The organism is Parapedobacter defluvii (assembly GCF_014642075.1).
Taxonomy (GTDB): Bacteria; Bacteroidota; Bacteroidia; order Sphingobacteriales; family Sphingobacteriaceae; genus Parapedobacter; species Parapedobacter defluvii.
The window spans coordinates 1-14,735 of record NZ_BMIK01000014.1 but is presented as its reverse complement, the minus strand read 5'-3'; the positions used below and the strand labels follow the sequence as shown (position 1 = coordinate 14,735).

Annotated in this window: 7 protein-coding genes; 6 read left to right on the top strand and 1 reads right to left on the bottom strand. The window is 47.8% G+C overall.

Translation table 11 applies throughout. From position 1 onward, the window contains the following. Positions 1 to 37 precede the first annotated feature (37 nt). From pheT to IEX60_RS17330, 5 genes are all read left to right on the top strand, one after another. Positions 38 to 2,434 (top strand): phenylalanine--tRNA ligase subunit beta, encoded by a 2,397-nt coding sequence (pheT, locus tag IEX60_RS17350; protein ID WP_188752675.1) that lies wholly within the window; start codon positions 38 to 40, stop codon positions 2,432 to 2,434. Positions 2,435 to 2,481: 47 nt separating this feature from the next. Next, positions 2,482 to 2,790 (top strand): hypothetical protein, encoded by a 309-nt coding sequence (locus IEX60_RS17345; RefSeq protein ID WP_188752674.1) that lies wholly within the window; start codon positions 2,482 to 2,484, stop codon positions 2,788 to 2,790. Between the two features lie 37 nt (positions 2,791 to 2,827). Then, positions 2,828 to 3,118, top strand: a complete 291-nt coding sequence (locus IEX60_RS17340; protein ID WP_188752673.1) for a cell division protein ZapA — start codon at positions 2,828 to 2,830, stop codon at positions 3,116 to 3,118. A 277-nt stretch (positions 3,119 to 3,395) separates the two neighbouring features. Continuing rightward, on the top strand, positions 3,396 to 4,946 hold the full coding sequence (gene rny / locus IEX60_RS17335; RefSeq protein ID WP_188752672.1) for a ribonuclease Y: 1,551 nt from the start codon (positions 3,396 to 3,398) through the stop codon (positions 4,944 to 4,946). Between the two features lie 22 nt (positions 4,947 to 4,968). Then, on the top strand, positions 4,969 to 5,502 hold the full coding sequence (locus IEX60_RS17330; RefSeq protein ID WP_188752671.1) for a DUF962 domain-containing protein: 534 nt from the start codon (positions 4,969 to 4,971) through the stop codon (positions 5,500 to 5,502). A 10-nt stretch (positions 5,503 to 5,512) separates the two neighbouring features. Here the strand turns inward: IEX60_RS17330 and IEX60_RS17325 are convergent, their stop codons facing one another. Beyond that, positions 5,513 to 8,014, bottom strand: a complete 2,502-nt coding sequence (locus IEX60_RS17325) for a hypothetical protein (protein ID WP_188752670.1) — start codon at positions 8,012 to 8,014, stop codon at positions 5,513 to 5,515. Positions 8,015 to 8,664: 650 nt separating this feature from the next. On the opposite strand from IEX60_RS17325, the gene IEX60_RS17320 reads away from it, so the two are divergent. Beyond that, positions 8,665 to 14,735, top strand: a 6,071-nt coding sequence (locus IEX60_RS17320) for an Ig-like domain-containing protein (RefSeq protein ID WP_188752669.1), incomplete at its 3' end; no start/stop codon positions are given.

Below are 14,735 nucleotides of genomic sequence, written 5' to 3'. Positions count from 1 at the left end.
AAAAATCTAAGTTTGCACCAAATTCCGGAATAACGTAATGAAGATATCATACAATTGGCTAAAAGATTTTATACAGACGGACAGAACACCGGAAGAACTCTCCGGAATTCTTACCGATATCGGGCTGGAAGTAGAATCGCTTGAGACGGTGCAAAGTCTCCCAGGGGGGCTGGAAGGTTTGGTCATCGGTGAGGTGAAAACCTGTGCGCAGCACCCCAATGCAGACCGGCTGAAGGTGACGACCGTCGATATTGGAGCAGCGTTGCCACTACCAATCGTTTGCGGGGCACCCAATGTAGCAGCGGGCCAGCGTGTTGTCGTTGCAACAGTAGGGACCACGGTTTATCCCACTTCCGGCGAAGCTTTCAAAATAAACAAATCCAAGATCCGGGGCGAAGTGTCCGAGGGAATGATTTGTGCCGAGGATGAAATCGGCCTGGGAACTTCGCACGACGGTATTCTGGTCTTGGCTGCGGACGCACCGATAGGTATGGCTGCCAAGGATTATTTTGGTGTTCATGACGATTATGTCTTTGAGATCGGGCTTACGCCTAACCGCGCTGATGCCGCCTCGCATTTGGGGGTGGCGAGAGATGTAGCCGCTTACCTGCGCAATGGTTATCACCTGCCGGATATCCTGGCATTTACGCCGGGAAGCGGAGAGGCATTATCCGTTTCCGTGGAAGATGCAGACGCTTGTCCACGGTATAGCTCAGTAACCATCAGCGGTGTTCAGGTTGGCGAGTCCCCGCGGTGGCTGAAAGATCGTTTAACGGCCATTGGCGTCCGTCCCATCAACAATGTGGTGGATGTGACCAATTATGTACTGCATGAACTGGGACAACCATTGCATGCCTTTGATGCCAGCAAGCTGTCGGGCAGTAAAGTGGTTGTGCGTGCTGCGCGGCCGGGTGAATCTTTTGTCACCTTGGATGGGGTAGAACGTACCTTGAACGAGGCTGATTTGATGATCTGTGATGCGGAAAACCCTTTATGCATTGCCGGTGTGTTTGGTGGCATCCATTCAGGTGTGACCGATAAAACAACCGAAGTGTTTTTGGAAAGTGCTTATTTTCATCCGGTTTCCGTGCGGAAGACATCCAAACGGCACGGGCTTAAAACCGATGCGTCCTTCCGTTTTGAACGGGGTACCGATCCGAACATCACCGTATTTGCACTGAAAAGGGCTGCACTGCTCATCGCGGAAGTGAGTGGGGGCTACGTTTCGACGGCTATTTCGGACCACTATCCAAAACCGATCCCGCCGTTTACGTTTGATGTACGGTACACAGCCGTACAGCGGCTGATTGGGGAGGCTATTCCCGAAACTGAAATAAAGGCAATTATTGAGGCGCTTGGCATTACCATACTGAGTGAAACCGACGATGTACTGAACGTGCAGGTGCCGCCTTATAAAGTAGATGTAAGCCGGGAGGTGGATATTATTGAAGAAGTGCTCCGTATCTACGGGTATAATCGTATCGAAATCAAACGGCAGATCAAAGCCTCCCTGAATACGTCGCCCAAGCCGGACAAGGAAGTGGTGCAAAATCAACTAGCGGATTTGCTGGTCGGGAATGGTTTCCGGGAGATCCTTTCCAATTCGTTGACCAAAATGGATTACATGGACGATGCAGATTCGGCCGTCCGTATCCTGAATCCATTGAGTGCCGACCTGGAAGTAATGCGGCAGAACCTGATGTTTTCTGTGTTGGATGCCATTGCCTATAACCAGAAACGCAAACAGACGGATCTGAAATTATTCGAATTCGGGTACACCTACCACCTGCAACCGGAAGGATATCTTGAAACACAGCACCTGGCCCTGGCCATCGCCGGCAAGCAGTGGCCCCAGCAATGGAATCAGGCGTCCAAAGCAGTGTCATTTTATCACATCAAAGCTGCGGTAGATGCGCTTTTGCGACGGCTGAATATTACCGGCCTGCGCGATGCGGATGTGCCCGGATCACACTACCAGTATGGGTTAGCCTACGAACGGGCAGGTAAGACACTGGTTTCCTTTGGCGCGGTAAACCCGGCACTCGTAAAAAAAGCCGACGTGGACGGGGAGATATTTTATGCGGATTTTGATTGGGAATTGGTGCTTAAAGCGATCCGTAAAAATAAAATCACCTATCAGGAAGTACCGAAATTCCCCGCAGTTCGGCGAGATCTGTCTTTGCTGATCGATGAGAATGTAACCTTTGCCAAACTGCGGGAGATAGCCGAGCGAAGTGAGCGTAAGCTTTTGAAGCGTGTAAACGTTTTTGACGTTTATAAAGGAGACAGATTGCCGGAAGGCAAAAAATCATATGCGCTTCAGTTTGTATTGCAGGATGAAGAAAAAACGCTTAATGATAAACAGATTGATGCAATAGTTAAAAAATTAATTTATAATTTTGAAAAAGAGACGGGAGCGGAAGTGAGGAGTTAGGTACGAAATTAGAAGTACGAGGTTAGAAGTACGAGGTTAGAAGTAATATGGCATCGGTAGCAGCACAATTGGCAAATGTAGTAGACAACACACGGAAGTTGTTGGATTTGTGTGCTTCCCTGCAGGAAGAAAACGACATGCTGAAGCTGGAGGTGCAGTCGTTGAAAGTTGCGTTTGATACCAGCAGCGATAAAAATAAGCAATTAGAAGAGAAGCTAAAGGCACTTGCCGTGGCCCGTTCACTGGACGAAGGCAAGGTGGATGAAGCGGTAATAAATGAAAAAATACTTGACACAAAGCAAAAAATTAACGATTTTGTGCGGGAAATAGATAAGTGTATTGAATTGCTCAGGTAAAGGGCGGGAGAGTGACGTATAGTGAATTAGCTCAAACATGGGAGAAATTTCCATAAAAATAAACATTGCAGACCGGATTTATCCGTTGCGGGTGGATATGGAGGAAGAGGAAGTGATCCGGCGGGCAGCGAAATTGATAAACGACAGAATTAAAGAATTTCAGGAGAATTATGCAGTAAGGGACAAACAGGATTTATTATCGATGTGCGTGCTTCACTACGCAACGGGAATGCTGAAAGCAGAGCGGAAGACGAGTGTAGATGAAGTGGGTGTCGTAAAGGCTGTAAATGAACTGGATAGCATGTTAACCGAATTCTTTAGCAAATAACGTTCTTATTAATCAGAGCTTTAAGACGACGAATTTACCGCAGTTAAATTCGGGTTTCACTATTTTAAACTTAACGCTTCAATATCACAAAGCGTAAATAAGATGTAGACCATTTTGCAGATGCCATCTGGTCATGATCAATACGCTAAGCCTGTGTAAGGAAGTTTATAATACATGAGACCTGGTTATTTAATTGCGGTTTTTTTTTGCCGTAGGGTAATTGGGTCGTGAACGAATAGATAGTGAATAAAGGGATAAATAAAACAAATAAACAACAATGGAATATATATACATCGTTATAGCTTTCGTGGTAGGTGTGGCCGCAGGACGGTTTGCGCTGCGGTCTTTATTTAAAAAGCAGGAAGTTGCAGCTCAGAGTAAAGCCAAAAAAATCCTTAAAGAAGCAGAACAGGCTGGTGAGCACCTCAAAAAACAGCGGCTGTTGGAGGCAAAAGAGAAATTCTTGCAGTTGAAGGCTGAACACGAAAAAGAAACCAGCCAAAAGAACAACGCCCTGAATCAACGTGAAACCGGTATACGGCAGAAGGAGCAATCGCTTAACCAGAAAATGGAAAACCTGAACCGTGAAAAGCAGGAATTGGAAAACGCGCGGAAAAATTTGGAGCGCCTCACCGAGCTGAATGAGAAAAAGCAGGAGGAAGTAGAGCAGCTCAAATCCCAACACATCAAGCAACTGGAAACCATAGCGGGTTTATCCGCAGAGGAAGCTAAAAATCAGTTGATTGAAAATCTCAAAGAAGAGGCCCGTTCCCAAGCGGTCATCCAAATAAAAGACATCGTAGACGAGGCAAAACTGACAGCTACCAAAGAGGCCAAAAAGGTGGTCATCCAAACCATTCAGCGTACGGCCACAGAGAGTGCCATCGAAAACACCGTATCGATTTTCAACATCGAAAATGATGAAATCAAGGGCCGTATCATTGGTCGTGAAGGGCGGAATATCCGCGCGTTAGAAGCTGCGACAGGTGTAGAAATCATTGTGGATGATACGCCTGAGGCAATTATTCTCTCTGGCTTTGACCCTGTTCGTCGTGAAATAGCACGCTTGGCCCTGCACCGCCTCGTAACGGATGGGCGTATACACCCTGCGCGCATCGAAGAGGTTGTCGCCAAAACCAAAAACCAGATTGAAGATGAAATTGTCGAAATCGGTGAGCGTACCGTGATTGATCTGGGGATACACGGACTCCATCCGGAATTGATCCGTATGGTGGGCCGTATGCGTTACCGTTCCTCGTATGGGCAGAATTTGTTGCAGCACTCCCGGGAGGTTGCCAATTTCAGCGCAACGATGGCGGCAGAGTTAGGGCTTAACGTAAAGCATGCCAAGCGGGCCGGATTGCTGCATGACATCGGTAAGGTACCCGACGACAATCCGGAATTGCCCCACGCCATTCTTGGAATGCAACTGGCCGAGAAATATAAAGAACATCCCGAGGTATGTAATGCGATTGGTGCCCACCACGATGAGATCGAGATGACATCGTTGATTTCGCCGATTGTGCAGGCATGTGATGCCATTTCGGGCGCACGGCCGGGAGCCCGTAGGGAAGTTGTCGAAAATTACATCAAGCGACTCAAGGAACTCGAAGAATTGGCCTTGTCTTACCCGGGGGTGGAAAAGACTTTTGCTATTCAGGCCGGGCGTGAATTGCGTGTAGTGGTGCAAAGTGAACGTGTGTCGGATGCCCAGGCAGAATTGCTTGCGGCAGATATTTCTACCCGGATTCAAACGGAGATGACATATCCCGGCCAGATTAAAGTGACGGTTATCCGTGAAACGCGGTCGGTATCCTATGCGAAATAGTGAATAGACCGGTGATTAGGTGATGACAAAGACGAAGAAGCGACAGAAAACACAAATTCCCCCAAAGCGGGAGGTGGACGTTTATTTTGAAACGCTTGCTGAACAATCCCAAAATCCCATAAATCGGGTTATCCAGTATGTGGCCATTCCGGTCTTCTCGTTTGCCGTGTTGGGTTTGGTTTGGATGATCCCATTTCCTGAAATCGGATTCCTGAAAAGAAACGGTTACGATACGTTCCTCAATTGGGGTTCGTTTTTCATTGCCGGGTTTGTTTACTATTACCTCCGGCTTGCTACAACGTTGTCGTATGCTGTATTGCTTACGGTGGGGGTATTTAGTTTTTTTATTGTGCGGCTGGAATACGTTGAACAGTCGGGCGGGCCCACAGTCTGGTTTGTCTGTTCCGTGTTGCTGCTGGCCTCTTTTTTGGCGTTGTATTTAGGTAAACGTATGGAAAGAAACCCGGTGCCATTCAGCAATTTTTTACGGATGTTGGTCTTGGGGCCTATCTGGCTTTGGCATTTTGTATTCAAAAAACTAAATGTCCCGTACTGAGCTTTGTACACTATCCATATTTTTTTGACAATGCCCCTAATCCGATGGTATAGCCAAAAGCCGCAAATTGGAATTTAAGGTTATTGATGTGTTGCGTCTGTTCGTCCTTGGGTATATCTTCCAAAATGAGGATACGGCAATACGCCTCAAGCAATTTAAAACCATACGTTTCGCAGATTGAGATAGCTCGTTGCCCGAGGATCCGATAATTGACATCATGTGTGATTTTTCCCGAATGGAGGTGAAAAAGTGCGTGTAGGAGACGATAAGATAAATTATCCAGTGACAGTGCGTTTCCTTTTGCCACCAAAGCAGTCGCCAATTCAGGCTCGTTACATTCAAGCAGGTATAGTGCGTAAATAAGTGTCGTAAAATCGACTTCGAAGGTCTGTGCCGGATGCATCTCCTCAAGCCGGCGGCGGATGACTTCGCTGTACCGGCGCGCGGTTCCTGCATTACCGGATATTTTGATCAGCATGTAAATCAGAAGGTCAAATAATTGGCTTCCCGATGTATGATCAGGTAACGAAAGTTTGTGCGGTAACGCGTTGAGATCGCGGGAGATATTGTGATCAACGATACCCTCTTTAAAGTATTGGTAGAGGTAAGAAAGCACATGTAGCGGATTGATTAGGAAATTCGCAAACGTTTCGGGCTGCTTGGCCGAAAGTGCATCCAATTGGCGGAGGAGATCCTCTTCTTCCCATTTCAATAAAGCTATAAAAGCGAGTTTACTGCGAAGTATGACTTCATGTGTTTCAGACAGGTCGAAAGCCAGCAGTTTTGCGATATTGGACTCATATCCCGTTTGGAAACAACTGTGATTGAGCATATAATCCACAAACCGGTTGTTATTGAGCTTGGGTCTCGCGATCGGGCGGTTACTTTGACCGAGCTTATCAAGTGCGTCACAAATAAAGGCCATTACTTCGAAGCGATTTTCCTTTAAAAAAGGTACGGAATCGACCTGATTGGCCAACTGCATATTGCCTGCTTCGATATAAAACAGAAGTAACCACCTGAGTTGTTCGGTCTTTGTTTGATTGTTTATTTCGGCCCGGTCCAATTCCTGGATCAGCTCACGTGTTTCGCAGTGTTTGTTGAACAGTCGGAGTGCCATGAAATAGGTGGCAACGATGTTTGACTGGAAACGGATGACGGTCTGCTGCCTGACTTCTAGCCCGTCGTTGGTCTCAGCGATAATACCGGAGTGGAGCAGGTCGTTATAGGCCGTTTTATATTGCTTAACGATTGTATAGGCTTGCTTTTTAGACACCTGCAGTAGATCGCCGTTTTGTTCAATAAGCAATGACAAATCTTCCATCAACGCTTGCTTGGCCATTGTATTAACACCATTGAACACCCGTTTTTTCAAGTACTGCGTGATCACCAAATACTCATCAAAAGTAGTTACCTGGGAAAGGTCTAATTCCTCGCCGTTTAATTCATAATAATATTGGAAAAACAGCGGAATGTGGATGAGGCGCTTCTGATTTGATGGTAGTAAGTGATAGGATTTCGTTTTTCCGTTGATATTGCGGATGAGTTGGTGTAGTTCGGCATTGGAGAGTGTGGGTATGTTGGCCGATTCGTTGCCGGAAGTTTTGCTTAATACTGAAAACCATTGCGGATTGATGATGGTATCTTTAAAAATACTTTCGTATTTAAGAAGCGTCACCGTGCGTAACATCAAAACAATACGGAACCACCTGTATTGCGCAAAATGGCACACCATATCGATAAACTGGTTGATTACGCTGTAGAATTGTCTGTCGGCGATTAAGTCACTATGCAGTTCGTCAATAATCAGGTAGAAGTTGCCGGGCGCGGTATCCCGATGGGTTTCCATAAATGCATCCAGCAGGTCGCTGGTATCGAAACCCAATAGATGAGCCAACCATCGGTTGCTGTGGTAACCGAAAGCCGTTGCCTGTAAAAGGGATAAGCTGTTGGTGAAAAGATAAATGTCATTGATTGAATTTGTATGGTTTTGGCAGATTTGCTTTTCCACCCAACGGGATATTGCAATGGTTTTTCCATGCCCTGTATCACCGCTGAGAATCCCCGTAGTAGCACCACTGCGATGGAAATGGTCCATGAAGGTATGAATGCATTCCCGGTCGATCGTAAGGTGGTAAGGAATACCGCATTTATGCTTATTGCTTTGAATATTGAACAAACTGATTTTAGTAGCATTTACCGAAATCTCACCCCAAGAGCGTTGCTGCGATGTTTGTAGCTTGCCCTGCTCCATTTGAACATAAAAATGGTTCCAGCTTTCGAAACCACAATATTCGGCCAGTGTATTTAAGGTGTAGATAGAGGGTTGATGTACGGAAGATGCAAAGCCAAAAACCCGTTTGAGTGTTGTTTCACTGACGCTTTTAGCAGTTGCAGACTTAATTTCGAGGGCCAACCGATAACAATCAGCGGGTACAATTTGTGTGATTTGGGACTTGCCCAATACCAATGACTTTAACTTATCGAAATAAGCTTGTAGGTACGTTTTCATGGGATGAGTAGATGTTTTAACAATACACCTATTGTTAATCTGTTGATCTCAGACTTATCGTTTCATAATCTGAAAGGCAGATCGATTAGTAGCTGTTAGTGATGGGATTTGTTAGTTGTTTTCCATTGTGCCTCTGTTTGCTGATTGTTCCAGTTAATTATTGTGTTTGCATGATTGACCTTGGCCAAAGATAGAATATTTTCTGTTTTACCTAATTCATTCTTTGTGAATAATTTGAACATTAGTCTAATACGGCCCGTCTTGGCAATAGGGGTTTATTCAAGGTAACCTTTCATGAAATCATGGTTAGCTTGCCTACAAGCAAACTTACTTATAATTTGTGGAGTATATGCAACAATTTGGGTAATGTGAACAAGATGAACAAACCGAGAAAAAATGAATATAGTGAACAATCTAACCGAATTGCGGCCCGGTTATCTTTGCGTGAAATCACGGTATGGCAGGATAGCCTAATTTAAACAAGACACTCCCGAAGAGCGAGGCGCTCCCCGGAAATGTCTAAAACATCTACCGGCTAACTAGTTACAATAACCATACCATATTAAACAAACACAGCCTTACGTGCTTAGCGTGGAGGGTATTTAATTATATCTATTGAAAAACATTTTATGATTGTAAACCCATTACCTATGGAAGCATCATCTACTTATCCAAAAACTTCATTTTTACGGTTTCTTTTTACCTACCTAGCTGTTCCGCTGTTATTGTTTGCACCGAGTTTGATGGGAAAAGTATACGGGCAGGAGAAAGTATTTGTGAAACGCATTGAATCTCAAAGCAATGTTGACAATCCAAACAACGTGTTGGTTGGGCAAGGTAGTGCTACAGAGACCACGTTTGCAACGTTAAACTCGGGTACAGCACTTATCGTTGGCAATTGGTCGGGCCATCTTGAGCAAGATTTCCAGGAAACGTTACCTGCGAACACGACATCTTATGTTAGAATAGGGGTGGATGATGCGGGGCTATTAAATGCATTATTGGGCGGTTCGTTGGGAACGCTCTTAGATGATGTGGTAGGGGTATTATTGGGGAATCATTCTTTCGAGGTAAATGTAAAAAACTCAGCCGGCACTTCCGTATTATCGGGAACAAGTGGAGATAGCTTTGAAAATGCTAACGGAAGGATAAGAATTGTACAAAATGCGTTAGGACAGTTTTTTTTCGCTATAACGCCTAATCAGCCGTATAGCCGCATCCGGATAACCGATAGAACTTCTCCTGGTCTGATTGCAGCCAATGAAATCGATGTTTATGGTGCGTATTATGTGGAAAATGAAGCCCCCTGTGCCCCTGCGTTCGGTACTTCTTTCGACGGAACAGGCCTTACCGTTGATTTATTGGGTATAGGTGGCGCGGGTGTTACGAATCCGCAATTCGCAATAGACAGCGATCCGGATAATTATTCGGAGATTGCCATTGGCACGGCGGGTATCGGTGCCTCCATGTTCCAAACGGTGTATTTTAACACGGTATCTGCCAAAGAGGACTATTTCAAAGTAACACTGGCAATCGAAAACGGCGGTGCGTTAACTGCCGATCTTATCGGAAATATCGAAATCAGAGCCTATAATGGCGCTGAATTGGTATTTAGTAAAAAGTTACAGGGAGGTTTAATAAACGGACTGGATTTATTGGGATTGCTTCAGTCGGGAGACCCTGTCACGTTACCTTTTGGACCCGGTGTGGAATTCGATCGCGTAGCTGTCGGCTACAACTCGCTGATATCATTGAGCGTCCTAGCAAATTCGCCTATCCAACTATATAGCGTGGAGCGCTACGGTGTGGATTGCCCCGATCCGGATCCCATTGTGATAACACCGACCGATCCGATGCTGATTCAAAAGGACTGCGCGGCGGAGGTGTTATCTTTCGAACATGCAAACTTTCCTTATAATGCTGTCGATGGAAATAACGATACGTATGCCACCCTGGAGGCGAGTTCTGGCATCTTGTTGGGCGGCGTACTCGGCGAGGCTTATTCAGGGCACATTGAACTTGAATTTAATGAACCCGTGGCAGCAAGCAAAACCGTATATGTACGGATCGAATTTGATGAGGAGCAATTGGGAAGTTTGTTGGATGGTAGTGTAGGGGAACTTTTAGGGGGAGCAGTAGACGGTGTGCTGTTCGGTAATCATTATTTTACGGTAGAAGCCAAAAGTGGTGCTGCAACAATCCTGGAAAGATCGAGTAATAGTGGCTTCAATGATGCATTGGGAACAGGCAACGGCGAAGTCAAAATTGTACAGGATAAAAATGGGCACTATTATGTTGCAGTCACTTCAGAAGCTCCTTTCCAAAGCATCCGTATTACGGAACATCTTTCTGCATTAGTCGGGGCAGGTACGATTGAACACATGAATGTTTACCACGCCTGTTTCTCTACCGGTGCTGAACTCTGCGAACAGGCATTCGCCACCTATTCCGAATCTGAGGGCATCAGCCTCGATCTGCTCAGCGTGGGTGATGCAGGTGTTACCAATGCACATTTGGCGATCGACGACGATGATCCATCCGTAGAGGCCGATGAAACCTTTTCGGAAATCGGTATTGGTACCGCTGGTGTCGGTGCAAGTGCCTTCCAGTTCGTGGACTTCCACACCTTATCTTCACCTGCAGACTACTTTAAAGTTAAAATTGGATTTGAAGATGGCAGCCTTCTTGACGTTGAGCTGTTGAATAATATCGAAATCCGGGCATACAATGGGAATGAGCTGGTTTATTCGCAGCGACTGCAGAATGGTCTAGTAGCCGGACTGGATATCCTTGGGTTGTTGAGTACGGACGATGTGGTAACCATACCGATCGGCCCGGGCAAGGCGTTTGATCGTGTGGCAGTTGGTGTTAGCACACTGGTTGATATCAATGCGCTGGGTAATCCGGTACGTTTATATAGCATCAAGAGATTCGGCGCCGATTGCCCAGACCCGAACCCGCTTCCGAACAACCCGGAAACGGAGTCACCATTCAACGGGCCGGACTGTGGTGTCGAATTAGGTGAGTTTGAGAATACGAATTTTGCCTATAATGCGATTGACGGTGACATCGATACCTATGCAACCTTATCAGCCGGTTCTGGAGTACTGCTTGGTGCCGGCGCTTATGACGGTTTCCTCGAACTGAGTTATGACCAACCGGTTCCGGCACTGGAAACTTCGTACATCCGCATTGACATGCCGGATGAAGGACTGCTCGACGCATTGGTGGGTGGTAGCCTTGGTAACTTATTGGCGGATGTGGGCGATCTGGTGCTGTTCGGTAATCATTATTTTGATTTGTCGGTGAGGGATGCCGCCGGCGACGAGATTTACAACATTTCCAGTATGAACGGGTTCCCGGATAACAACGCCATCAATAATGCACGTATCGTGCGCGATGATGTCGGACGTTACTACATTGCCTTTACCGCTGATGAGCCATACCAGTCGGTCCGGATTACCCTGAACAATACCGCGGTGGCTGGCCTGGATGCAGTGACCACCATGAATGTGTACAGCATGTGCCGGGAGACGGTGTTTGACCCCTGTGAGCAGGCCACATTTACCTCGTTCGACGGAGATGGCCTTTCGTTAAGCCTGCTGGAAGGTGCGAATCCGGCGGGGGTTAACAATCCACATTATGTCATCGACGGAAACAATTCGAATTATTCAGAGCTGACGCTGGGAGCCGTCGGTGTAGGTGTTGCGGCGTCGATCTACCAGGATATTTACTATAAAACCAAGGTAACCACAACGGCGACGGATAAGGTGCGGCTGCGCATGCAGGTACCCCAATCGTTGGCAAATGTTGATCTGCTCGGCGGATACACGGTTTACCTATACAATGGCGATCAGCTGGCACATACGGTCACTTTGCGGAATGCGCTGATCAATGAAGTTGACCTGTTGGGACTGCTGAATACCGGTGGCCGGATTACCGTGGAGATTGAGCCGGGAGCCGACGTTACATACGATCGCGTCCGGTTTGAAGTAGCCTCCCTGGTTGGTGTAGGCGTGGCTAGTCCGGTACGACTTTACAATGTATACCGGATTTCCGATGCGTGTCCGGATCCGGAATTCGAACAACCACCGTTTGAGGTGTGCGCGGATGTTATTGTTGACGACGGCGAGAACGTGGATGATATCCAGAACCTGACGGACGGCAACCACAATAGCTACGCAACCATCCGGTCTGATGCGGGTTTGGTAGTGGGGATCGGTGCGTATTCGGGACATGTGGAATTGGGTTTTGGAGCTGTGGTTCCGGCCGGTACTTCTTCGTATATCCGCATCGGCTACGAAGAGGAGATACTGAATTCGCTGCTTGCGGGTTCGATAGGTGATCTGGTGAACGGCGTGCTCAATGGCGTGGCGCTGGGTGATCACTACTTTAATGTCATAGTGAATGATGAAAATGGCGACGAAGTGGTGTCGGGCAGCAGCCAGGATCTTTTTGACGAAGCTAACGGGCAAATCCGTTTAGTACAGGATACGAAAGGCAGGTATTACCTTGAAATCCGGCCTACGGCTTCCTATCAATCAGTAAGGCTGGAGGACCATACAACTGCGTTACTGGGGGCATTATCATCCGAAGGACATCTGGATGTATATGGCCTGTGCCATACACCGACCACATTTGAATGTCCGGCCGCGTTCTCGACTTCTTATGAAGGAGGCGGTCTGAATCTCGATGCGTTGAACCTCGGCGGCGCCGGCGCACAGAACGCGTTCTGGGCAATTGACCAAAACACGTCCAGCGCCTCAACCTTGAGCCTGGGTACGGTCAACGTGGGCGGTTCTATACAGCAGAACATCCAGTTCGACCAGGTAATCCCCGCCGGTGATCCCATACAGATGAAGATGAAGGTGGGAGACGGCACGCTGAATGCCGGGGTTTTAAGCGATCTGGAGGTTATCGGTTACCTGGACGGCGTTGAGGTGTTCACCACTGACTTCAATACGGCGTTTGTGGAAGCCAATATCGTTGATGTGTTGAATGGCACAGATCCTGCGGTAGTGACCATTGACCCAACGGGTGATATCGATGAAATCGCAATCCGCCTGAGTAGCGTTGCAAGTGTAAGCATTGCGCCTAATGTGAGTATCTACTATGTCATTCCGCTATGCGAGTCGTTCATCGGAAGTTCGCTTTCGGTCACCAAAAACAATGCATTCGCTGATGGTGTCGACTATAACGAAGTTACGGCTACGATTCTGGATCAGGATGGGGATGCGGTAGCCAATCAAGAAGTGGAATTCACGATTGTGAACGTTGATGGTTCCACGACCACGGAAACGGTCACAACGGATGGCGACGGAGAGGCAATATTGCAATTCACCAGCACATTAGCCGGCGATGCGAGCGTAACGGCAGTCGTGGGGGGCATGGTGATTGCGGATGGCAGCCCGGCTGAGGTGACGTTCGTCATCCCAAATAATTTATTGATTACGAAAGTTGCCGATGATGCACGCGTAACCGCTGGCGAAAGCGCTACCTTTACGGTAACCATTACGAATGATGGGCCGGCGCCGATTGCCGTGGGTAAGGTCATCCCCTTGAATGAACGGCCAGGTGTAGGCTTGGCGATCTCCAATTATGCGGTGACCAGTGCGAACGCCACCGTATCCGGAACGGGTAATAATGCGTCAGTGACGACGACTGCGGCGGTGCCAGTAGGTGGGACCATTACCCTGACGATTACGGCCGATGTCGCTGCAAATGCGCCAGACGAGGTTTTCAATGGCATCGACGTTTGGGGTCCAGATCGGAATCCAGATAACGACGTACCGGACGATAGTGATGATACGGGCCCCATACCGGTCGACCGCGATTACGGCTTAGCCGGTAACATTACCAAAATTGCCGCTGACGGTACGGATGCGATAGCCGTCGCCGGTGAAGCGTTTGCATATACGGTTACGGTAGTTAACGGCGGCCCATCGACGATATTGAGTGGTACCGTGCTGTACCTGCAGGATGCGTTATCTGCCGGACAGACGATCAGCGCAATCGAAGCGGGTTCCGCGAATATCACGGTAGGTACAATAGCGGCAGATGGTTCCTTTACGGTGACTGCAAACGAAGATATCGAAGAAACAGAACAGTTCACCCTGACTGTGACCGCCGATGTGGCGGGCGACATTGCCGCGGATGTGGTGAACAACACCATTAATATTTGGAGCGAAGACCCTGCGGGTGACTACAGCACGCCGGAGGGTACGTTTACGACACCGGATTACCCGGTGGACCGCGACTACGGTTTCGATGAGCCCGGAGCGGTGGTCAAGGCGGCCACGGATGGTCCCGCCGCAGTTGCGACTGCAGGTGAGGCGTTCAGCTACACGGTTACACTGACGAACATGGGGCCCTCCGTTATCAATGCGGGTACGGTATTGTACCTTCAGGAGGTGGCCTCTGCCGGTCAGACGGTGACGGGTATCACTGCTGATAATGGTACGGTGGGAACAATTGGCTCAGCAGGTGAATTTACACTTACGGTAGCTGACCCTGTTGCCGTGAATGGTACGATCGAATTGACGGTTACGGCGGATGTAGCAGCGGACATTGCTGCTGACGAGGTAAACAATACCATTCATGTCTGGACTAACGACCCAGCGGGTGACTACAGTGATCCGGACGGTACGGCCACCACGCCGGATTATCCGGTGGACCGTGATTACGGCTTTGACGACGACCACATCGCGAAAGTGGCGGTTGA

What these genes read in the sequence shown, in the direction of transcription:
- pheT (WP_188752675.1), top strand. Translation starts at nt 38, where the DNA reads ATGAAGATATCATACAATTGGCTAAAAGATTTTATACAGACGGACAGA.
- IEX60_RS17345 (WP_188752674.1), top strand. Translation starts at nt 2,482, where the DNA reads ATGGCATCGGTAGCAGCACAATTGGCAAATGTAGTAGACAACACACGG.
- IEX60_RS17340 (WP_188752673.1), top strand. Translation starts at nt 2,828, where the DNA reads ATGGGAGAAATTTCCATAAAAATAAACATTGCAGACCGGATTTATCCG.
- rny (WP_188752672.1), top strand. Translation starts at nt 3,396, where the DNA reads ATGGAATATATATACATCGTTATAGCTTTCGTGGTAGGTGTGGCCGCA.
- IEX60_RS17330 (WP_188752671.1), top strand. Translation starts at nt 4,969, where the DNA reads ATGACAAAGACGAAGAAGCGACAGAAAACACAAATTCCCCCAAAGCGG.
- IEX60_RS17325 (WP_188752670.1), bottom strand. Translation starts at nt 8,014, where the DNA reads ATGAAAACGTACCTACAAGCTTATTTCGATAAGTTAAAGTCATTGGTA.